The 19,401-nt window shown below is 64.2% G+C and carries 23 protein-coding genes and 1 riboswitch; of the genes, 20 read left to right on the top strand and 3 right to left on the bottom strand.

Translation table 11 applies throughout. The features are described from left to right. Positions 1-8 precede the first annotated feature (8 nt). A complete protein-coding gene (gene purN, locus M5G17_RS07930) occupies positions 9-662 on the bottom strand; it encodes a phosphoribosylglycinamide formyltransferase (protein ID WP_115085736.1) in 654 nt (217 codons plus the stop codon). Next, positions 662-1,720 (bottom strand): phosphoribosylformylglycinamidine cyclo-ligase, encoded by a 1,059-nt coding sequence (gene purM, locus M5G17_RS07925; protein ID WP_273892415.1) that lies wholly within the window; start codon positions 1,718-1,720, stop codon positions 662-664. The genes purN and purM overlap by 1 nt, the downstream gene beginning before the upstream one ends. A 344-nt stretch (positions 1,721-2,064) precedes the next feature. Between purM and M5G17_RS07920 the strand changes: the two genes are divergently transcribed. From M5G17_RS07920 to M5G17_RS07890, 7 genes are all read left to right on the top strand, one after another. Next, a complete protein-coding gene (locus M5G17_RS07920) occupies positions 2,065-3,114 on the top strand; it encodes a DUF2066 domain-containing protein (RefSeq protein ID WP_273892414.1) in 1,050 nt (349 codons plus the stop codon). 25 nt (positions 3,115-3,139) lie between these two features. Beyond that, on the top strand, positions 3,140-4,213 hold the full coding sequence (locus tag M5G17_RS07915; RefSeq protein ID WP_273892413.1) for an AI-2E family transporter: 1,074 nt from the start codon (positions 3,140-3,142) through the stop codon (positions 4,211-4,213). Between the two features lie 16 nt (positions 4,214-4,229). Next, a complete protein-coding gene (locus M5G17_RS07910) occupies positions 4,230-4,712 on the top strand; it encodes a hypothetical protein (RefSeq protein WP_273892412.1) in 483 nt (160 codons plus the stop codon). 131 nt (positions 4,713-4,843) lie between these two features. After that, positions 4,844-5,548 carry a DnaA regulatory inactivator Hda gene (hda, locus tag M5G17_RS07905; protein WP_273892411.1) on the top strand — a complete coding sequence of 235 codons (705 nt, stop codon included), beginning with the start codon at positions 4,844-4,846 and terminating at the stop codon, positions 5,546-5,548. 115 nt (positions 5,549-5,663) lie between these two features. Then, positions 5,664-6,299, top strand: a complete 636-nt coding sequence (locus tag M5G17_RS07900; protein ID WP_273892410.1) for a C40 family peptidase — start codon at positions 5,664-5,666, stop codon at positions 6,297-6,299. 134 nt (positions 6,300-6,433) lie between these two features. Beyond that, positions 6,434-6,967, top strand: coding sequence for a C40 family peptidase (locus tag M5G17_RS07895; RefSeq protein WP_273892409.1), 534 nt, complete (start codon positions 6,434-6,436; stop codon positions 6,965-6,967). Positions 6,968-6,984: 17 nt separating this feature from the next. Continuing rightward, on the top strand, positions 6,985-7,632 hold the full coding sequence (locus tag M5G17_RS07890; RefSeq protein ID WP_273892408.1) for an O-methyltransferase: 648 nt from the start codon (positions 6,985-6,987) through the stop codon (positions 7,630-7,632). 11 nt (positions 7,633-7,643) lie between these two features. Here M5G17_RS07890 and M5G17_RS07885 read toward each other — a convergent pair whose 3' ends face one another. Continuing rightward, the gene (locus M5G17_RS07885) at positions 7,644-8,222 is read right to left on the bottom strand and encodes a hypothetical protein (RefSeq protein ID WP_273892407.1); all 579 of its coding nucleotides are present in this window, start codon (positions 8,220-8,222) and stop codon (positions 7,644-7,646) included. Between the two features lie 148 nt (positions 8,223-8,370). Further along, positions 8,371-8,593: riboswitch (cobalamin riboswitch) on the top strand. A 163-nt stretch (positions 8,594-8,756) separates the two neighbouring features. Here M5G17_RS07885 and cobO point away from each other — a divergent pair. The 13 genes from cobO to M5G17_RS07820 all read left to right on the top strand — a co-directional run bounded on the left by cobO (position 8,757) and on the right by M5G17_RS07820 (position 19,361). Next, positions 8,757-9,368: a cob(I)yrinic acid a,c-diamide adenosyltransferase gene (gene cobO / locus M5G17_RS07880; protein ID WP_273892406.1), complete on the top strand. Its 612-nt coding sequence runs from the start codon at positions 8,757-8,759 to the stop codon at positions 9,366-9,368. After that, positions 9,365-10,660 (top strand): cobyrinic acid a,c-diamide synthase CobB, encoded by a 1,296-nt coding sequence (locus M5G17_RS07875; protein ID WP_273892405.1) that lies wholly within the window; start codon positions 9,365-9,367, stop codon positions 10,658-10,660. Before cobO ends, M5G17_RS07875 begins: the two co-directional genes overlap by 4 nt. Further along, entirely contained in the window at positions 10,651-11,304 is a 654-nt protein-coding gene (bluB, locus tag M5G17_RS07870) for a 5,6-dimethylbenzimidazole synthase (protein ID WP_273892404.1), read from the top strand. The genes M5G17_RS07875 and bluB overlap by 10 nt, the downstream gene beginning before the upstream one ends. Further along, a complete protein-coding gene (gene cbiB / locus M5G17_RS07865; protein ID WP_273892403.1) occupies positions 11,304-12,212 on the top strand; it encodes an adenosylcobinamide-phosphate synthase CbiB in 909 nt (302 codons plus the stop codon). Before bluB ends, cbiB begins: the two co-directional genes overlap by 1 nt. Further along, on the top strand, positions 12,205-13,197 hold the full coding sequence (cobD, locus tag M5G17_RS07860; protein ID WP_273892402.1) for a threonine-phosphate decarboxylase CobD: 993 nt from the start codon (positions 12,205-12,207) through the stop codon (positions 13,195-13,197). The genes cbiB and cobD overlap by 8 nt, the downstream gene beginning before the upstream one ends. After that, entirely contained in the window at positions 13,194-14,648 is a 1,455-nt protein-coding gene (locus M5G17_RS07855; RefSeq protein WP_273892401.1) for a cobyric acid synthase, read from the top strand. The genes cobD and M5G17_RS07855 overlap by 4 nt, the downstream gene beginning before the upstream one ends. Position 14,649: 1 nt before the next feature. After that, entirely contained in the window at positions 14,650-15,171 is a 522-nt protein-coding gene (gene cobU, locus M5G17_RS07850) for a bifunctional adenosylcobinamide kinase/adenosylcobinamide-phosphate guanylyltransferase (protein WP_273892400.1), read from the top strand. Next, the gene (cobT, locus tag M5G17_RS07845; RefSeq protein WP_273892399.1) at positions 15,168-16,223 is read left to right on the top strand and encodes a nicotinate-nucleotide--dimethylbenzimidazole phosphoribosyltransferase; all 1,056 of its coding nucleotides are present in this window, start codon (positions 15,168-15,170) and stop codon (positions 16,221-16,223) included. Before cobU ends, cobT begins: the two co-directional genes overlap by 4 nt. After that, a complete protein-coding gene (gene cobC / locus M5G17_RS07840; RefSeq protein ID WP_273892398.1) occupies positions 16,220-16,789 on the top strand; it encodes an alpha-ribazole phosphatase family protein in 570 nt (189 codons plus the stop codon). Before cobT ends, cobC begins: the two co-directional genes overlap by 4 nt. A gap of 1 nt (position 16,790) precedes the next feature. After that, positions 16,791-17,519 (top strand): adenosylcobinamide-GDP ribazoletransferase, encoded by a 729-nt coding sequence (locus tag M5G17_RS07835; protein WP_273892397.1) that lies wholly within the window; start codon positions 16,791-16,793, stop codon positions 17,517-17,519. A gap of 51 nt (positions 17,520-17,570) precedes the next feature. After that, complete coding sequence (locus tag M5G17_RS07830) at positions 17,571-17,975, top strand: MarR family winged helix-turn-helix transcriptional regulator (protein WP_273892396.1); 405 nt, start codon at positions 17,571-17,573, stop codon at positions 17,973-17,975. A gap of 64 nt (positions 17,976-18,039) precedes the next feature. Then, positions 18,040-19,242, top strand: a complete 1,203-nt coding sequence (locus tag M5G17_RS07825; RefSeq protein ID WP_273892395.1) for an MFS transporter — start codon at positions 18,040-18,042, stop codon at positions 19,240-19,242. Continuing rightward, positions 19,239-19,361 (top strand): hypothetical protein, encoded by a 123-nt coding sequence (locus M5G17_RS07820; RefSeq protein WP_273892394.1) that lies wholly within the window; start codon positions 19,239-19,241, stop codon positions 19,359-19,361. The genes M5G17_RS07825 and M5G17_RS07820 overlap by 4 nt, the downstream gene beginning before the upstream one ends. Positions 19,362-19,401: the final 40 nt, after the last annotated feature.

Raw genomic sequence — 19,401 nt, 5'->3', positions numbered from 1 at the left:
AATTTCTCCTAGGGTCGAATCAAGTGGCCGCTGGCCGCCAGAGGCTGGCCATCCAGTAGAGCACCGTGCTCGCCCAGGCGCAAACGGCCCTCGGCAAACCAGCGCACCGCCAGCGGATAGATCAGGTGTTCCTGGCTGTGAACCCGCTGTGCCAGACGTTCTGGCGTGTCATCCAACTCTACCGGTATTACTGCCTGTACGACCAGCGGCCCGCCATCGAGTTCCTCGGTGACGAAGTGCACGCTGCAGCCATGCTCGGCATCGCCGGCTTCCAGCGCCCGTTGATGGGTGTGCAGGCCTTTGTACTTGGGCAGCAGGGAAGGGTGGATATTCAGCAGGCGGCCTTGGTAGTGGCGAACGAAGCCGGCACTGAGGATGCGCATGAAGCCGGCCAGTACCACCAGTTGCGGCTGGTAGCCGTCGATCAGCTCGACCAGCGCCGTGTCGAATGCCTCGCGGCCGTCGAAGGCTTTGTGGTCGAGCACGGCGGTGGCGATACCGGCATCTTTGGCGCGCTGCAGGCCATAGGCATCGGCGCGGTTGGAGATGACCGCGCAGATCCGCACCGGGCTGTCGCCGGTGCGGGTGCTGTCGATCAACGCTTGCAGGTTACTGCCGGTGCCGGACAACAGCACCACGACATCACAGGTCTTGCTCGGCATCAGTGTGCCTTGACGTTCTTCAGCTCGACCTGGGCAGCGCCTTCGGCAGCAACGCCGATCTGGCCGATGACCCAAGGCTGCTCGCCGGCTTCACGCAGGACGTTCAAGGCGTTTTTGACCTGATCCTGGGCAACGCAGATGACCATGCCTACGCCGCAGTTCAGCACGCGGTGCATTTCGTGCTCGTCGACGTTGCCTTGCTGCTGCAGCCAGTCGAATACCGCTGGGCGCTGCCAGCTGGCGACATCGACCACAGCCTGGGCGCCTTTTGGCAGGACGCGCGGGATGTTGTCGAGCAGGCCGCCGCCGGTGATGTGGGCCATGGCCTTGACCGCGCCGGTGTCCTTGATCAGCTTGAGCAGCGACTTGACGTAGATGCGGGTCGGGGCCATCAGCAGCTCGGTCAGCGGCTTGCCGTCGAGCTGGATGTTTTCGATGTCGGCGCCGGCGACTTCGATGATCTTGCGGATCAGCGAGTAGCCATTGGAGTGCGGGCCGGAGGACGGCAGGGCGATCAGCGCGTCGCCGGTGGCAACCTTGGAGCCGTCGATGATGTCAGCCTTTTCCACCACGCCGACACAGAAACCGGCCAGGTCGTAGTCTTCGCCTTCGTACATGCCTGGCATTTCAGCGGTTTCACCGCCGACCAGGGAGCAGCCAGCCAGCTCGCAGCCGGCACCGATACCGGTGACCACGGTGGCGGCGATGTCGACGTTGAGTTTGCCAGTGGCATAGTAGTCGAGGAAGAACAGCGGCTCGGCACCGCAGACCACCAGGTCGTTGACGCACATGGCGACCAGGTCCTGGCCGATGCTGTCGTGCTTGTTCAGGTTCAGCGCCAGGCGCAGCTTGGTGCCGACGCCATCGGTGCCGGAGACCAGAACCGGCTGTTTGTAGCCGGCCGGGATCTCGCAGAGGGCGCCGAAACCGCCCAGGCCGCCCATGACTTCCGGGCGCGCCGTGCGCTTGGCGACGCCTTTGATGCGTTCGACCAATGCTTCACCGGCGTCGATGTCTACACCGGCGTCCTTGTAGCTCAGGGAGGGTTGCTTGCTCATGATCCAGGCCTTTAGGGGGGAGGGATTCAGGGGAATCGACCGTGACCTGCCAGGCAAGGCGGAGATAATCCGGCTGCCCGACCGTCGCCGGTCTGCGAAGGCGCGCGATTTTATCAGGGTTGCCCGGTAGCGGCCATCCTCAGGCCGACGGGCAGAGCCTTAATCTTGCGAAAAATACGCTTTAACAGTGTGCGACTGGTTGCCACGGCGCAGGCTGTATAAGGTATAGCAAAGGCGATGGGCAGAATTTACTGTCCGCAGTTGAATGTTTTACCGAGTGCTGCGGTCTGAGCTGCGTCCGATTAGCTGCCTTCGCTTCTTTATCACCAGGACAGGAATCCTTCATGCGTTTGCGTAACTACCTGGCCGCCGGCTGTCTGGCCCTGTTCGGCCTCTCGGCCCAGGCTGAAACCCTCTCCGGTCTGTATCAGGTGCGCGAGTCGGTTAACGGCCAGGGCGCCGAAGCCCGTACCCAAGCCACCGAAAAAGCCCTCGAAACCCTGGTTTTGCGCCTGACCGGCGATGCCAAGGCCGCACAAAGCCCAGGCTTGGCTGCCCTGCGTAAAGATCCGCAACAGATCATCAGCCAGTTCGGCTTCGAGGCCGGTCCGCCGGAAACCGTACTGGTCGACTTCGATCCGGGCAGCACCGAACGTGCTTTGCGTCAGGCGGGCCTGGCGTTGTGGGGCAACAACCGGCCATCGATCCTTGGCTGGTGGTTGAACGACAGCCTCGAAGGCTCGAACCTGGTCGGCGACGGCCAGGGCAGCGCCGAGCCGTTGCGTCGCGCTGCCCAGCACCGTGGCCTGCCGCTGCGCTTGCCACTGGCCGATCTGCAGGAACAACTGGTGGCTACCGGCAAGTACCTTGAAGGCAGCGATCCGGCGCCACTGCGTGAGGCCTCCGAACGCTATGGCGCTGACGCCTTGCTGGCGGTGCACGCCAGTGAAACCGACGGCAAATGGCAGGGCAAGTGGCGCCTGTGGCTGGGCGAGCAGCGCGAGCAGGGCACTGCCGAAGGTGCAGATCAGGCTGCCCTGGCCGATGCCGTGATGCTTGCAGTCAGCAATCGCCTGGCGCCGCGTTTCGTCGCGCGTCCTGGTGCCAGTAGCGAAATGCAAGTACAGGTTCAGGGCATGACCCTGGAGCGCTATGCCGAACTGGGTCGAGTCCTCGAGCCCTATGGCGCGCGGCTCAAGGAGGCGCAGGGCGATACCCTGACCTACCAGGTCACTGGCAACAGCGATCAATTACGCGCGCAACTGGGTCTGGCCAAGTTGCAGGAGATGCCTGCCGAGGCGCCGGCAGCACCTGTCGCCGCCGATCCGGCCAACCCCGGGGCAACCCAGGCCGCAGCCGCGCAACCTTTCAACGGGCTGCGTTTTCGTTGGTAAACCCTGACCTGGCCGGGAGCCGTTCATGACCGATACACGTCGCTGGGTTTGGCTGGGCGGGGGGCTGCTGTGCGCCGCCTTGCTCTATTGGCTACACCCGATTCTTTCACCTTTTCTGGTCGGCATCCTGCTGGCCTACCTGGCCGACCCGCTGGTTGACCGCCTGGAGCGCGCCGGCTTGTCGCGCACCTGGGGCGTGGTGGTGGTGTTTGCCTTGTTCACCCTGCTGCTGACCTTGCTGTTACTGGTGCTGGTGCCGATGCTGGCCAGGCAGCTGGTGCGCCTCTACGAGCTGGCGCCGCAGATGCTCGACTGGCTGCAGCATCAGGCCCTGCCCTGGGTGCAGGCGCGCCTGGGGCTGGCCGAAGGTTTCTGGAAGTTCGACAAGATCAAGGCCGCTATCAGCGAGCACATGGGCCAGACCACCGATATCGTCGGGGTGATCCTGTCCCAGGCCACCGCCTCGGGCTTGGCCCTGATCGGTTGGTTGGCCAACCTGGTGCTGATCCCGGTGGTGAGCTTCTACCTGCTGCGTGACTGGGACCTGATGATGGCCAAGATCCGCAGCCTGTTGCCGCGTCAGCGCGAGGCGCGGGTAGTGGCGTTGGCCGGCGAGTGTCACGAGGTGCTGGGCGCTTTCGTTCGCGGCCAACTGCTGGTGATGCTGGCATTGGGCATCATCTATGCCTCGGGGCTGATGCTGGTGGGGCTGGAGCTGGGCCTGTTGATCGGCCTGCTGGCTGGCCTGGCGGCGATCGTGCCGTACATGGGCTTCATCATTGGCATCGGCGCGGCGATGATCGCCGGGTTGTTTCAGTTTGGTGGCGATCCGTACCCGCTGCTTGGTATTGCCGCAGTGTTCATGATCGGTCAGGCCCTGGAAGGCATGGTGCTGACGCCCTTGCTGGTGGGTGACCGCATTGGCTTGCACCCGGTGGCGGTTATTTTCGCCATCCTCGCCGGTGGCGAAATGTTCGGCTTTACCGGGGTGTTGCTGGCCTTGCCGGTGGCGGCGGTGATCATGGTGCTGCTGCGGCACATTCACGACCTGTATAAAGAGTCGGACATGTATGCTGGCGAGATAGACCCTGATTTGTAATAGGACACCCTGCGTGATGGAACATGAAACGGAGCACGCCTGCGCACTGGCAGGCGTGATGGATGCATTGCCGCTGCTGGCCGATGATCTCGACGAAGACGATGTGGCGGCGGCGCTGCAGCAGCAGGGCTACTCGCGGCTGGAGGCCGAGAAGCTCACGATGTTCGTACCCTCGGCGTTCTCCTGGGTGGTGCTCAAGCGCCTGGGGATCGCTTCGTTACCCAACCACTTCGTCGCCTATGATCAGGGCGACAAAGCTGTGAAGTTGCCCGTGGCCGGCCAACATTACTTCACTGCGGCGCTGACCCTGGCTTACGAAACCTTCGAGCATGGCTGGAGCACTGCCGTGCCGCGCCGCACCTTTGAGCGGGTTGCCGGACGCAGTGCCGAAATGGACGCGGTCAACAAGGTGCTGGAGAAGCTGGGCTCGGTCGAGGGCGCAACGATACAACCCTTGGAGCTGTTTCGCCTGAGTGCAGAGGAACTGCTGGAGGATTGACCCATGTCCACCCCGCGTGCCGTGCAAGCCTTTGATTTTGCTAACGCATTGTGCGGCCGACGTCACGGGTATAAACTTTGCCGACTTTTCACAAAAGGCCCCTTGCGGTTCTTCGGGACTGCCCAGCCAGCATGAAACCGATCCAGTTGCCCCTGGGTGTGCGTCTGCGTGATGACGCCACCTTCATCAACTACTATCCGGGTGCCAACGCCGCCGCTTTGGGCTACGTCGAGCGACTCTGCGAAGCCGACGCCGGCTGGACCGAAAGCCTGATCTACCTGTGGGGCAAGCAAGGCGTGGGCCGTACCCACCTGCTGCAAGCTGCCTGCCTGCGCTTTGAACAAATGGGCGAGCCAGCGGTGTATCTGCCCCTGGCGCAATTGCTCGACCGTGGCATCGAACTGCTCGACAACCTTGAGCAGTACGAACTGGTCTGCCTCGACGACCTGCATGTGATTGCCGGTAAGCCTGAGTGGGAGGAGGCCATGTTTCACCTCTTCAACCGTTTGCGTGACAGCGGCCGACGCCTGTTGCTCGCGGCCTCCAGCTCGCCCCGTGAGCTGCCGATCAAGCTTGCCGACCTCAAGTCGCGTTTGACCCTGGCGCTGATCTTCCAGATGCGCGCGCTGTCTGACGAAGACAAGCTGCGCGCCCTGCAATTGCGTGCTTCGCGCCGTGGCCTGCACCTGACCGACGAGGTTGGGCACTTCATCCTGACCCGCGGTACCCGCAGCATGAGTGCACTGTTCGACCTGCTCGAGCGCCTCGATCAGGCCTCCTTGCAGGCTCAGCGCAAGCTCACCATCCCGTTTTTGAAAGAGACGTTGGGCTGGTAAAACAAGGTCTAGAGCCTCGGCACATAAAAGTCACATTATTTTCGATTGAATTTGCAAATCGATGCGATAGAAGGCATAGTCTCGGCTTCTTTAAATCCCAGACACGGTCGTGCCCATGCTAAATCGCTTCGCACCCCTCGTGCCCCTCGCACTCGTGACCCTGCTTTTTGGCTGCGCGACCACCGGTCCCGTATCGCAGCAGCAGGTTCAGCCGCAACAGGTTTCCGCTCAGGCTTTGACCAAGTCCTCCGTCCAGGCGACGTTCGAGGAAGAACTGGCCGCCGAAGCAGAGTTGCAAGATTTCGCCAGCAGCAAGCCTTACCAACTGCCAGCCCTGGCTGACAACATTCTCGAACGCGGCATGTCGCTGATCGGTACCCGTTACCGTTTCGGTGGTACTTCTGAGAACACCGGCTTTGATTGCAGCGGCTTTATCGGCTACCTGTTCCGTGAGGAAGCCGGCCTCAACCTGCCGCGCTCGACCCGCGAAATGATCAACGTCAAGGCGCCGCTGGTTTCTCGCAACAACCTCAAGCCAGGCGACTTGCTGTTCTTCAGCACCAATGGTCGTGGCCGCGTCAGTCACGCCGGGATCTACCTGGGCGACGACCAGTTCATCCACTCCAGCAGCCGCCGCAGCGGTGGTGTGCGCATCGACAAGCTCGGTGATCGCTACTGGAGCAAGACCTTCATCGAAGCCAAGCGTGCACTGGCCATGGCTCCGGCCGCGACCACCCTCTCGCGCAACTGATCCTGCGACAGGTTCGACCACGGCGACGTAGCTGAAAAGCTCGTCGCCGTGCGTGTTTACAGAAAGCGTCTAATCTAAATTCTCAACTATTTTCGGCTCTAGGCCGGAGCGGCTTCAGACAGGATGTTCTGACCATGGCGATGATGGCGCGCCTCGCTGTACTTTCCCTCGCGGCACTGCTCGGTGCCTGCTCAAGTCATGCCCCGGCCCCGCGTAAAGTGGTTGAGCCTGCGATCATGGCCCCGCAAGTGTATTTCTCCCCGGTTGCCGAAGACGTGCTGTTTCGCGCCCTGGGCCTGGTGGGTACGCCGTACCGCTGGGGCGGCAACACCCCGGACTCGGGTTTTGATTGCAGTGGCCTGATTGGCTATGTGTATCGCGATGCTGCCGGCATCTCGCTGCCGCGCTCGACCCGTGAAATGATCGGCATCCGCGCCCCCAGCATCGAGCGCAACGAGCTGCAGTCCGGTGATCTGGTGTTCTTTGCCACCAATGGCGGTTCGCAGGTCAGCCATGCCGGCATCTATGTCGGTGAAGGGCGCTTCGTTCATGCCCCAGCCACCGGCGGAACGGTGCGCCTGGACTCCCTGTCCAACAGCTACTGGCAAAAAACCTACCTGAACGCCAAGCGCGTGCTGCAGCCGGCGCATCTGGCGCGCAACCCCTGAACCTTTCGAGGTAGACGATGACCGCTCAGACACTCTACCTCGACGATCCGCTCTACCACTACCTGCAAAGCGTGTCGCTGCGCGAGACACCTTTGCTCGCCCGTTTGCGCTTTGAGACCCAGGCATTGCCCGACGCGCGCTGGCAGGTGGCGCCGGAGCAGGGGCAACTGCTGGCGCTGCTGGTGCGCCTGATCGGCGCGCAACGGGTGATCGAGGTGGGTACCTTCACCGGCTACAGTGCCCTGTGCATGGCCCAGGCCATGGAGCATGGGCAGCTGCTCTGCTGTGACCTTGAAGGCAGCTACAACGCTGTGGCCTGGCGCTATTGGCAAGAGGCCGGGGTTGCCGCGCGTATCGAACTGCGCCTGGCGCCGGCGTTACAGACCTTGGCGACACTGCCGGCAGAGCGCTATGACCTGATCTTCATCGATGCCGACAAGGCCAACTATCCGCACTATCTGGAAGAGGCGCTGCGTTTGCTGCGGGTAGGCGGGCTGGTGTTGTTCGACAACACCTTGTGGAGTGGGCGGGTGCTGGAGAAGAATCCGGACAGTGAAGACACCCGCGCGATCCAGGCGCTGAACCGTGCGCTCAAGGATGACCTGCGGGTGGATCTGTCGATGTTGCCGATTGGCGATGGCTTGACCCTGTGCCGTAAGCGCTGATCTCGCCTGCTTCAGGCCTGCTTGAGCAGCAGGGCGATGCCAGGGTAATACTGGCCGGCTTCGTTGTGCAGTTTGCGATAGGCGTAGGGGAAGTACCAGGCGATGGCACAGGCGTTGTGCTTTTGCAGGTCGTCAACCAGGTCCTGGAGCTCTTCGGGGCTGGCGTGCTGGCCGGCTTTCCAGGGGCTGGCGAACAATGCGGCAACCTTGAGCTGGCTCGGCGCGGCGATCTGCCGGGCGGCATACACAGTCTCGGCCAGGGCATTGTTGAGGTCGAGCTTGGCAATTTTCGGCCAGCGCTGGCTGGCTTGCAGGTAGGCGGCTTCTTCGCGGCTGGCAATGTACAGGTCGCAGCGGCCCTCACGGTCACCGTCTTCGCGCTGCTTGCGGCTTTGATGCTGTTGCAGGGTCACCAACTCTGCTTGCCAGGCTGCGGCGCAGAGTAGGCCGAGATTAGCCTGGGCGCCGTGCCAGTAGGGCGCCTCGCCATCGCCGAGCGTCTGGTTGAAGCGGTCGATGCAATCTACCCAGCGTTCCAGGGCCGGGCGCAGGAATTCCAGGCGCGGGTTATTGATGTTCAGGCCTTGCATGCTGCTCTCCCTTGTAGTTGTGATCGAGTACAGCCGAGGTTGTGGCTATTTGATATCACTGAAGTCAGTGTTGCACAAGATGACAAAGGCGCCATTGATCCAGGCCAGTTCGGCGCCTTTCATTGACGCTCCGGGTGCAACCCTCTAACCTTCGCGACTTGTTTCAGGTGCTCTGCAGGCTATGGCCTGGCAGGGTGAAACAGGGAAGCCGGTGGGCGCGCAGGGCGCGCGAATCCGGCGCTGCCCCCGCAACGGTAGGTGAGTCAAGGCCGCGCAGGGCCACTGGGATTGCAACCCGGGAAGGCGCGCGGTCCCGGGTGTTCATGGCCCCGCTCACAAGCCCGGAGACCGGCCTGCAACAGTCAACGGCATCACGGAGGGTGATGCGCGGATCCTCCGGCCTGTGCCGCAGCCCTGCGCGTTTTCCGTCTGCCATATCCATTCATCTGTCACGCCGTTTCCTTCGCATCCTTTGCGCAGCCATGGGCTGCCATGCTCGTGCGGGTCGGCCGACAGTGGTTTGCGGAGAACCTCATGACTGAATCCACCGAGCGCGACGAACGCCACCTGGCGCGCATGCAGCGCAAGAAGGCCGTGATCGACGAGCGCATTGCCAATTCCCCTAATGAGTGCGGTTTGCTGCTGGTGCTCACCGGCAACGGCAAGGGCAAGAGCAGCTCGGCCTTCGGCATGCTCGCCCGGGCCATGGGCCACGGCATGCAGTGCGGTGTGGTGCAGTTCATCAAGGGCCGCAACAGCACCGGCGAAGAGCTGTTCTTCCGGCGCTTCCCCGAGCAGGTGCGTTACCACGTGATGGGCGAGGGCTTTACCTGGGAAACCCAGGACCGCCAGCGCGACATTGCCGCTGCCGAAGCCGCCTGGGCGGTGTCGCGGCAGATGCTCCAGGACCCGTCGATCGCCTTTGTGCTGCTCGATGAGCTGAACATCGCCCTCAAACATGGCTACCTCGATCTGGACCAGGTGCTCAGCGACCTGCAGGCCCGCCCGCCGATGCAGCATGTGATTGTCACCGGTCGTGCGGCCAAGGATGAAATGATCGAACTGGCCGACACCGTCACTGAAATGGGTATGATCAAGCACGCCTTCCAGGCCGGCATTCGCGCCCAGAAGGGCGTCGAACTATGAGTGATGCGCGCCATTGCCCGGCGGTGCTGATCGCAGCACCGGCGTCCGGCCAGGGCAAGACCACGGTGACTGCCGCGCTGGCGCGCCTGCATCGCAACCAGGGCCGCAAGGTCCGGGTATTCAAGTGCGGCCCGGACTTTCTCGACCCGATGATCCTCGAGCGCGCCAGCGGCGCGCCGGTGTATCAGCTTGATCTGTGGATGGTCGGCGAGCAGGAGAGCCGTCGGCTGTTGTGGGAAGCGGCGGCCGAGGCCGACCTGATCCTGATTGAAGGGGTCATGGGCTTGTTCGATGGCACGCCATCGAGCGCCGACCTGGCCCGGCATTTTGGCGTACCGGTGCTGGCGGTGATCGATGGCACGGCCATGGCTCAGACTTTCGGTGCGCTGGCCCTGGGCCTGGCGCGTTATCAGCCGGACCTGCCGTTTGCCGGGGTGCTGGCCAACCGTGTCGGTACCTTGCGCCATGCCCAGTTGCTTGAAGGCAGCCTGACCCAAGGGCTGCGCTGGTACGGTGGGTTGTCGCGTGAAACCGGCATCGAGCTGCCGAGCCGCCACCTGGGGCTGGTCCAGGCCAGCGAGCTGAACGACCTCGATGCGCGCCTGGATGCGGCTGCAGCTGCCCTGGGCGCCAGCTGCGATGCGGCCTTGCCGCCGGCGGTGAGTTTCGCAGCGCCGAGTGAAGTTGCCATCGAGCCTTTGCTGCAAGGCGTGCGCATCGCGGTTGCCCGTGACGAGGCCTTTGCCTTTACCTATGGTGCCAACCTCGACCTGTTGCGCGGCATGGGTGCGCAGCTGGCGTTCTTCTCACCGCTGCATGACGCAAGCTTGCCGCCAGCCGACAGCCTGTACCTGCCCGGTGGTTACCCGGAGCTGCATCACCAGGCGCTGGCTGCCAACACACCGATGCTCGACGCCATTCGCGCCCACCATCACGCCGGTAAACCGTTGCTCGCCGAATGCGGCGGCATGCTCTACCTGCTCGATGCCCTGACCGATGTGGCCGGCGAGCGCGCCGAGCTGCTTGGCCTGCTGGCTGGCGAGGCGGTGATGCAGAAGCGCCTGGCCGCCCTGGCCCTGCAAGCAGTAGAGCTGCCGGAAGGCACCCTGCGCGGGCACACCTACCATCATTCGCTGACCAGCACCGAGCTTGAACCGATTGCCCGTGGCCAGAGCCCCAACGGTGGCCGGGGCGCCGAGGCGGTGTACCGCCGCGGCCGGCTGACCGCTTCCTACGTGCATTTCTACTTTGCTTCCAACCCCCAGGCGTCGGCGGCGCTGTTGTGTCCATGAACGAACATGCTTTTAGCGCAGCCGAGCGCGCTGCGGTTTACCGCGCCATCGGCGAGCGCCGTGATATGCGCCACTTCAGTGGTGGCGAAGTCGCCCCTGAGTTGCTCGCCCGCCTGCTTGAGGCTGCGCATCAGGCCCCCAGCGTCGGCCTGATGCAGCCCTGGCGGTTTATTCGCATTACCCAGCCGCAATTGCGCCAGGGTATCCAGGCCCTGGTCGAAGAGGAGCGGCTGCGCACCGCGCAGGCGTTAGGTGAGCGCTCAGACGACTTCATGAAACTCAAGGTCGAGGGCATCAACGACTGCGCCGAGCTGCTGGTCGCTGCGCTGATGGATGAGCGCGACGCGCATATCTTCGGCCGCCGCACCTTGCCGGAAATGGACCTGGCGTCGCTGTCCTGTGCGATCCAGAACCTCTGGCTGGCGGCCCGCGCCGAAGGCCTGGGGATGGGCTGGGTGTCGCTGTTCGAGCCCCAGGCTCTGGCCACGCTGTTGGGCATGCCGGCCGGCGCCAAGCCGCTGGCGATCCTGTGCCTGGGCCCGGTGCAAGAATTCTACCCGGCGCCCATGCTGGTGCTCGAGGGCTGGGCCACGGCGCAGCCGCTGCACGAATTGTTGTATGAGAACCAGTGGGGAGAGTCTTGATGAGTGTGGCCTTGCTGACGGTGGCCGGGGTGGCACTGGATGGGCTGCTGGGTGAGCCTAAACGCCGGCATCCACTGGTAGCGTTCGGGCGCATGGCTGCGCGCCTGGAGCAACGTTTCAATGCCGGCGGGCGTGGCTGGCGCAGTCATGGGGTTACGGCCTGGTTCCTGGCCGTGGTGCCGCTAACCTTCCTCGCCATGCTGCTGTCCTGGCTGCCGTACATTGGCTGGCTGGTTGAAGTGCTGGCGCTGTATTGCGCCTTGGGCCTGCGCAGCCTTGGCGAACACGTGACGCCAGTGGCCGAGGCCTTGCGCCAGGGTGATCTGGAAAAGGCCCGGCTGCGGGTGGGCTATCTGGTCAGCCGTGAAACCCGCGAGCTCGATGAAACCGCCGTGGCTCGCGCTGCCACCGAATCGGTGCTGGAGAACGGCAGCGATGCGGTGTTCGCCGCGTTGTTCTGGTTTGTCGTCGCCGGTGTCCCCGGGGTGGTGCTTTACCGCCTGAGCAATACCCTGGACGCGATGTGGGGCTATCGTAATGAACGCTTCGAGCGTTTTGGCTGGGCCGCTGCGAAAATCGATGACCTGCTCAACTATATTCCGGCGCGCTTGGTGGCATTGACCTACGCACTGCTAGGCAAGACCCGCCTGGCCCTGCGTTGCTGGCGGCGCCAGGCGCCGTTGTGGGACAGCCCCAACGCCGGCCCGGTGATGGCGGCCGGGGCCGGCGCCTTGGGCGTCGAGCTGGGCGGCCCGGCGGTGTATCACGGCGAGCTGCATGAGCGCCCGCAACTGGGCGAAGGTCCACAGGCCGATGCCGAGGCTATCGAGCGCGGCTGGCGTCTGGTCTGCCAGGGTGTGTGGTTGTGGCTGCTGTTGCTGTGCCTGGGGGCTGAATTCTATGCTTGAACACGGTGGTCGCCTGCAACGCGCAGTCCAGCAATACGGTATCTCCCGCGAAAACTGGCTGGACCTGTCCAGCGGCATTGCCCCCTGGCCCTATGCAATCCCCGAGATTCCGTTGCGTGCCTGGGCACGCTTGCCGGAAACCGACGATGGTCTGGAACAGGCGGCCTGTGTGTATTACCGGGTCGAGCAACTGCTGCCGGTGGCCGGTTCCCAGGCCGCAATCCAGGCCTTGCCACGGCTGCGCCGCCCCGGCACGGTCGGTGTTCTGTCGCCCTGTTATGCCGAACACGCCGAAGGCTGGCGCCGTGCGGGGCACCGGGTGCGTGAATTGTCGCAAGAGCAGGTCGATTACTACCTCGACAGCCTCGACGTGCTGGTGGTGGTCAACCCCAACAACCCCACCGGGCAGTTGATCGGTGCCGAGCAACTGCTGGAATGGCATGAGCGCCTGGCCCGCCGTGGCGGTTGGTTGCTGGTCGATGAAGCGTTCATGGACAACACCCCACAGCACAGTATCGCCGCGCATGCCGAGCGCCCCGGGCTGATCGTGCTGCGCTCGTTCGGCAAGTTCTTTGGCCTGGCCGGCGTGCGCCTGGGGTTTGTCCTGGCGCAGCGCCAGCTGTTGCAACTGCTGGCCGAACAGCTCGGGCCCTGGACCATCAGCGGTCCGACCCGCATCCTTGGCCAGGCCTGCCTGCTCGATAGCACCGCGCATCAGCAGCAGATTGTCCGTTGCGCCGCGGCCAGCCAGCGTCTGGCCGCAATCCTCGGCGGGGCCGGTTTTGCCCCTCATGGCAGTTGCGACCTGTTCCAGTACCTGGTTACCGAGCAGGCGGTGCAACTGCATGAATTCATGGCCCGGCGCGGCATTCTTGTGCGCCTGTTCAGCCAACCACTCAGCCTGCGCTTCGGCCTGCCAGCCTGCGAAGCGGATTTCCAGCGCCTGGCCCAGGCTTTGAGCGAATACACCAAGGAACAGCCATGACCACCCTGATGGTGCAAGGCACCACCTCCGATGCCGGCAAAAGCACCCTGGTGACTGCGCTGTGCCGCTGGCTGCGGCGTCAAGGCGTGGCCGTGGTGCCGTTCAAACCGCAAAACATGGCGCTCAACAGCGCAGTCACCGCTGACGGGGGCGAAATCGGTCGGGCCCAGGCCGTCCAGGCCCAGGCCGCTGGCCTGGCGCCGCACACCGACATGAACCCGGTTCTGCTCAAGCCCAACAGCGACACCGGTGCCCAGGTGATCGTCCATGGAAGCGCGGTCACCAGCATGAACGCCGTGGCTTATCACGACTACAAGGTCATTGCCATGCAGGCCGTACTGGCCTCTCATCAGCGCCTGAGCGCGGCTTATCCGGTGGTGATGGTCGAGGGTGCGGGCTCGCCGGCCGAGATCAACCTGCGCGCCGGCGACATCGCCAACATGGGCTTTGCCGAGGCGGTAGATTGCCCGGTGATTCTGATTGCCGACATCAACCGTGGCGGGGTCTTCGCTCACCTGGTCGGCACCCTGGAGTTGCTCTCGCCAAGCGAGCAGGCGCGGGTCAAAGGCTTTGTCATCAACCGTTTTCGTGGCGATATCGCCTTGCTTCAGCCAGGCCTGGACTGGCTCGAAGAACGTACCGGCAAGCCGGTGCTGGGGGTGCTGCCCTATGTGATGGACCTGCACCTGGAAGCCGAGGACGGCATCGACCAGCGCCAGGGCATCAAGGCCGAACGCCAGCTCAAGGTCATAGTGCCGGTGCTGCCGCGTATCAGCAACCACACCGATTTCGATCCATTGCGCCTGCACCCGCAGGTCGATTTGCAGTTCATTGGCCCCGGCCAGCCGATTCCGCCGGCCGACCTGATCATCCTGCCCGGCTCCAAGAGCGTGCGCGGCGATCTGGCGCAGTTGCGCGAGCGTGGTTGGGACGAGGCGATCAGTCGCCATCTGCGTTATGGCGGCAAGGTCCTGGGGATTTGCGGCGGGCTGCAGATGCTCGGCCAGCGGGTGGAAGACCCCTTGGGTCTGGAAGGGCCGGCGGGGGCCAGTGATGGCCTGGGGTTACTGGAGTTTGTCACCGTGCTTGAGGCCCAGAAGCAGCTGCGTAATGTCGCCGGTACCTTGCAGCTGGAACAGGCAGCTATCAGTGGCTACGAGATTCATGCCGGGGTGACCCGGGGGCCGGCACTGCAGCAACCGGCGGTGCAACTGGACGATGGCCGCGCCGATGGCGCCATCAGCGCTGACGGGCAGGTCCTTGCCACCTACCTGCATGGCCTGTTCGAGGCTCCGCACTCTTGCGCGGCACTGTTGCGCTGGGCCGGGCTGCAGGAGGTCGAGCAGATCGACTATCACGCCCTGCGCGAGCGCGACATCGAGCGCCTGGCCGACCTGGTCGAGCAGCACCTGGACACCGCGCGCCTGCGCCAACTCTGCGGACTGAACTGACATGCTCAACCTGATTCTTGGCGGCGCCCGTTCGGGCAAGAGCCGCCTGGCCGAACAACTGGCCGAGCACAGCGGCCTAGCCGTCACCTATATTGCCACCAGCGAACCGCTCGATGGCGAGATGAACGCGCGGGTGCAATTGCACCGCGAGCGGCGTCCGGCGCAGTGGGCATTGATCGAAGAGCCGCTGCACTTGGCCCATGTGCTGCGTGCCACTGCCAGCGCCGAGCGCTGCCTGCTGGTGGACTGCCTGACCTTGTGGCTGACCAACCTGCTGATGCTCGACAACCCCGAGCGCCTGGTGGCTGAACGCACGGCGCTGCTCGACTGCCTGGCGCAGTTGCCGGGTGAGATCATCCTGGTCAGCAATGAAACCGGCCTGGGTGTGGTGCCCATGGGCGAGTTGACCCGCCGCTACGTCGATGAAGCCGGCTGGCTGCACCAGGCCATCGCCGAGCGCTGCCAGCGCGTGGTGCTGAGCGTCGCCGGCCTGCCGCTTACCCTGAAAGGACCTGCACTATGAGTCAAACCTGGTGGCTTGAAGCCTGTCGTCCTGTTGACCTGACTGTTCGCGAACAGGCCCTGGCACGTCAACAGCAACTGACCAAGCCGGCTGGCTCGCTGGGCCGCCTGGAGCACCTGGCGGTGCAATTGGCCGGTTTGCAAGGCCAGCTCAAACCCAGCGTTGAGCAGGTCTGGATCGCGATCTTTGCCGGCGATCATGGCGTGGTCGCCGAAGGCATCTCGGCCTATCCGCAAGCGGTGACCGGGCAGATGCTGCACAACTTCGTCAGCGGAGGCGCCGCCATCAGCGTGCTGGCGCGCCAGCTGAGTGCCCAGCTCGAAGTGATCGACCTGGGTACCATCGACCTGGCCCTGGAACTGCCGGGGGTACGCCACCTGCGCCTTGGCGCTGGCACGGCGAACTTCGCCCAGGTGCCGGCGATGAGCTACGAGCAAGGTGTACTGGCCCTGCAGGGCGGGCGCGAGAGTGCCTTGCGCGCGGCTGCCAGCGGTGCCCGGTTGTTTATCGGCGGCGAGATGGGCATTGGCAACACCACTGCCGCCAGTGCCCTGGCTTGCGCCGTGCTCGGCTGTCCGGCGACTGAGCTCAGCGGTCCGGGTACCGGGCTGGACGCCGCCGGTGTGCGGCACAAGGCCGAGGTTATCGAGCGTGCATTGCAGCAGCATGCAGCGCTGGGCGACGACCCGCTGCAGCGCCTGTTCTGTTTTGGCGGCTTCGAGATCGCCGCGCTGGTCGGTGCCTATCTGGGCTGCGCCCAGGCCGGTGTCGCCGTGCTGGTGGATGGCTTCATCTGTACGGTCGCCGCTCTGGTGGCCACGTACATCAATCCGGGGTGTCGCGACTGGCTGCTGTTTGGTCATCGCGGTGCCGAGCCGGGGCATCGCCGGGTGCTCGCTGAGCTCGACGCCGAGCCGCTGCTGGAGCTGGGCCTGCGCCTGGGCGAGGGCAGTGGCGCGGCGCTGGCGGTGCCGGTGTTGCGCCTGGCCTGTGACCTGCACGGGCAGATGGCGACCTTTGCAGAAGCTGCGGTAGCGGACCGCCCGGCATGATCATCGACCTGCTGCGCCACGGTGAAACCGAACTGGGCGGCGGCCTGCGCGGCAGCCTCGACGATGCCCTGACCGCCAAGGGCTGGGCGCAGATGCGCGCAGCGGTGAAGGCTGGTGGCCCTTGGGATGCGCTGGTCAGCTCACCCTTGCAGCGCTGTGCCCGCTTTGCCGAAGAACTGAGCGCGCAGTTGAATCTGCCAATGCACCTGGCGCCGGGGCTGCAAGAGCTGCATTTTGGTGAGTGGGAAGGGCGTAGTGCGGCAGACCTGATGCTCACCCACGAAGCCGAACTCGGCCAATTCTGGGCGGACCCCTACACTTACACACCGCCAGGCGGCGAGCCAGTGGCGGCTTTCTCCGAACGAGTCTTGCAGGCCATCGGCGACTTGTACCAGGCACATGCCGGCAAGCACCTGCTGCTGGTTACCCATGGTGGCGTGATGCGGCTGCTGCTGGCCAGCGCCCGTGGCTTGCCCCGTGAACAGTTGCTGCAGGTCGAAGTGGCCCACGGTGCCTTGCATCGCCTGGCGCTTTCGGCGGATGGCGGTCTGCGTGAGGTGGCCTGAGATGCTGCCCTTCTGGATTGCCCTGCAGTTTCTCAGTAGCTTGCCGGTGCGCCTGACGGGCATGCCGGCGCCGGAGCAAATGGGCCGCTCGTTGCTGTGCTACCCGTTGGTGGGGCTGTTGTTCGGGGCAGTGCTCTGGGGGCTGAACGCGCTGCTGGCGGGCAGTCCGTTGCTGCTCCACGCTGCGCTGCTGCTCAGTGTCTGGGTGCTGCTCAGCGGCGCTTTGCACCTGGATGGCCTGGCCGACAGCGCCGATGCCTGGTTGGGTGGTTTCGGTGATCGCGAACGCACCCTGCTGATCATGAAAGACCCGCGCAGCGGGCCGATTGCCGTGGTTACCCTGGTGTTGGTGCTGCTGCTCAAGTTCTGTGCCTTGCTGGCGCTGGTCGAGCGTGGTGAGGGGCTGCTGCTGTTGCTTGCGCCGCTGATCGGGCGTGCGGCGCTGCTGGGCTTGTTCCTCTGCACGCCGTATGTGCGTAGCGGGGGGCTGGGCCAGGCGCTTGCTGACCACTTGCCGCGTAGGGCGGGCACGTTCGTGCTGCTGGCCAGCGCATTGCTTTGTGGGTTGCTGGCAGGGCTCGAAGGGCTGTGGGTGCTGGCAGTGGCCACACTGGTCTTCGCCTGGCTGCGGCGCTTGATGGTGCGTCGCCTGGGCGGTACCACCGGTGATACCGCCGGGGCGCTGCTGGAGCTGCTGGAGCTGACGGTCCTGCTCGCCCTGGTGCTGTAAGCGTTTAACAAAAGGCTTGCAGTTGCCCAGGTGCGGGTATATACACGCATTATGTTGACCAGCGAATGCATCTGCACCCACCTGCGTCGTGCCGCCCGCGGGGTGAGCCGACACTACGACGAAGCCCTTGAAGGCTTCGGGATCAATGTCGCGCAGTTTTCCCTGCTGCGCCACCTGCGCCGTCTGGATCAACCGAGTATTTCCACCCTGGCTGAAGCCATGGGTCTGGATCGCAGCACCCTGGGGCGCAACCTGCGGGTGCTGGAAGCCGATGGCCTGGTGGCTCTGGCCGAAGGGCAAGACCTGCGCAATCGCATCGTCCTGCTCAGCGAGCAGGGCAGGGCCCGGCTGCAGGCGGCAGAACCTGCCTGGGAGCAGGCGCAGAGCGACTTGATTCAGACGCTCGGCGAAGGCCAGCGCGACGAACTGGTGCGCCTGCTGGAGATGCTGGCCTGAGTTTCTAACGATTATAAGCGGGTATATACCCGCATAACCTTGCGGCATTCTGGAGACAACAACAATGACATCGGTATGGCGAACCAGCGGGTGGATTCTCCTCGGGGCGGCACTGATCCTGGCGTTGTCGCTGGGTGTGCGGCATGGCTTTGGCCTGTTCCTCGCGCCGATGAGTGCCGACTTTGGCTGGGGTCGCGGGGTGTTCGCTTTTGCCATTGCCCTGCAGAACCTGATCTGGGGTCTGGCCCAGCCGTTTGCCGGGGCTCTGGCTGATCGCTTGGGCGCGGCCAAAGTGGTGCTGGTCGGTGGTGTTCTCTATGCCGTCGGCCTGGTGCTGATGGGCATGTCCGACTCGCCCCTTAGTCTGTCGCTCAGTGCCGGCCTGTTGATCGGTATCGGCCTGTCGGGCACGTCATTCTCGGTGATTCTGGGGGTGGTCGGCCGGGCTGTGCCGGCAGAGAAACGCAGCATGGCCATGGGCATAGCCAGCGCCGCAGGCTCCTTCGGCCAGTTCGCCATGCTGCCTGGCACCCTGGGCCTGATCGGCTGGCTCGGGTGGTCGGCCGCATTGCTGGTGCTGGGTTTGCTGGTGGCCTTTATCGTGCCGCTGGTGGGTTTGCTGCGTGATCGTCCTTTGCCCAGCGAAGGCAACGAGCAGACGCTGGGGCAGGCCCTGCGCGAGGCCTGCTCGCATTCGGGCTTCTGGTTGCTGGCCCTGGGCTTTTTCGTCTGTGGCTTCCAGGTGGTGTTCATCGGCGTGCACCTGCCGGCCTACCTGGTCGACCAGCACCTGCCCGCCACCATCGGTACCACGGTGCTGGCGCTGGTCGGGCTGTTCAATATCGTCGGCACCTACACCGCCGGCTGGCTCGGCGGGCGCATGTCCAAGCCGCGCCTTTTGACCGCTCTGTACCTGTTGCGCGCAGTGGTCATCGTACTGTTCCTGTGGGCGCCTATCACCGCATTCAGCGCCTACCTGTTCGGCATCGCCATGGGCCTGCTGTGGCTGTCGACCGTGCCCTTGACCAATGGCACCGTCGCCACCTTGTTCGGTGTGCGTAACTTGTCGATGCTGGGCGGCATCGTCTTCCTGTTCCACCAGTTGGGTGCCTTTCTCGGTGGCTGGCTGGGCGGGGTGGTGTATGACCAGACGGGCAACTACGACCTGGTCTGGCAGATTTCCATCCTGCTCAGCCTGCTCGCTGCCGCGCTCAACTGGCCGGTACGCGAGCGCCCGGTAGCACGCTTGCAGGCGCAAGCGGCATGAGCTCTGTGGCGATTCGCACCTTGCTTGGCCTTGCCGCACTGTTGCTGCTGGCGCTGGCCTGGTGGGGTTGGCATGAGGGTGGTCTTGCATTGATGCAGTTGGGCATGAGCGTGTGCTAGGAGTACTCTGATTTCTCCAGGCACGATCGAGGGAGAGAGA

Source organism: Pseudomonas rubra (assembly GCF_028656935.1).
Taxonomy (GTDB): Bacteria; Pseudomonadota; Gammaproteobacteria; order Pseudomonadales; family Pseudomonadaceae; genus Aquipseudomonas; species Aquipseudomonas rubra.
The sequence above is the reverse complement of the archived record's forward strand: the minus strand, read 5'-3'. Positions and strand labels throughout refer to the sequence as shown.

Coding starts and splice junctions, on each gene's coding strand:
- purN (WP_115085736.1), bottom strand. CDS start 662: ATGCCGAGCAAGACCTGTGATGTCGTGGTGCTGTTGTCCGGCACCGGC.
- purM (WP_273892415.1), bottom strand. CDS start 1,720: ATGAGCAAGCAACCCTCCCTGAGCTACAAGGACGCCGGTGTAGACATC.
- M5G17_RS07920 (WP_273892414.1), top strand. CDS start 2,065: ATGCGTTTGCGTAACTACCTGGCCGCCGGCTGTCTGGCCCTGTTCGGC.
- M5G17_RS07915 (WP_273892413.1), top strand. CDS start 3,140: ATGACCGATACACGTCGCTGGGTTTGGCTGGGCGGGGGGCTGCTGTGC.
- M5G17_RS07910 (WP_273892412.1), top strand. CDS start 4,230: ATGGAACATGAAACGGAGCACGCCTGCGCACTGGCAGGCGTGATGGAT.
- hda (WP_273892411.1), top strand. CDS start 4,844: ATGAAACCGATCCAGTTGCCCCTGGGTGTGCGTCTGCGTGATGACGCC.
- M5G17_RS07900 (WP_273892410.1), top strand. CDS start 5,664: ATGCTAAATCGCTTCGCACCCCTCGTGCCCCTCGCACTCGTGACCCTG.
- M5G17_RS07895 (WP_273892409.1), top strand. CDS start 6,434: ATGGCGATGATGGCGCGCCTCGCTGTACTTTCCCTCGCGGCACTGCTC.
- M5G17_RS07890 (WP_273892408.1), top strand. CDS start 6,985: ATGACCGCTCAGACACTCTACCTCGACGATCCGCTCTACCACTACCTG.
- M5G17_RS07885 (WP_273892407.1), bottom strand. CDS start 8,222: ATGCAAGGCCTGAACATCAATAACCCGCGCCTGGAATTCCTGCGCCCG.
- cobO (WP_273892406.1), top strand. CDS start 8,757: ATGACTGAATCCACCGAGCGCGACGAACGCCACCTGGCGCGCATGCAG.
- M5G17_RS07875 (WP_273892405.1), top strand. CDS start 9,365: ATGAGTGATGCGCGCCATTGCCCGGCGGTGCTGATCGCAGCACCGGCG.
- cbiB (WP_273892403.1), top strand. CDS start 11,304: ATGAGTGTGGCCTTGCTGACGGTGGCCGGGGTGGCACTGGATGGGCTG.
- cobD (WP_273892402.1), top strand. CDS start 12,205: ATGCTTGAACACGGTGGTCGCCTGCAACGCGCAGTCCAGCAATACGGT.
- M5G17_RS07855 (WP_273892401.1), top strand. CDS start 13,194: ATGACCACCCTGATGGTGCAAGGCACCACCTCCGATGCCGGCAAAAGC.
- cobU (WP_273892400.1), top strand. CDS start 14,650: ATGCTCAACCTGATTCTTGGCGGCGCCCGTTCGGGCAAGAGCCGCCTG.
- cobT (WP_273892399.1), top strand. CDS start 15,168: ATGAGTCAAACCTGGTGGCTTGAAGCCTGTCGTCCTGTTGACCTGACT.
- cobC (WP_273892398.1), top strand. CDS start 16,220: ATGATCATCGACCTGCTGCGCCACGGTGAAACCGAACTGGGCGGCGGC.
- M5G17_RS07835 (WP_273892397.1), top strand. CDS start 16,791: ATGCTGCCCTTCTGGATTGCCCTGCAGTTTCTCAGTAGCTTGCCGGTG.
- M5G17_RS07830 (WP_273892396.1), top strand. CDS start 17,571: ATGTTGACCAGCGAATGCATCTGCACCCACCTGCGTCGTGCCGCCCGC.
- M5G17_RS07825 (WP_273892395.1), top strand. CDS start 18,040: ATGACATCGGTATGGCGAACCAGCGGGTGGATTCTCCTCGGGGCGGCA.
- M5G17_RS07820 (WP_273892394.1), top strand. CDS start 19,239: ATGAGCTCTGTGGCGATTCGCACCTTGCTTGGCCTTGCCGCACTGTTG.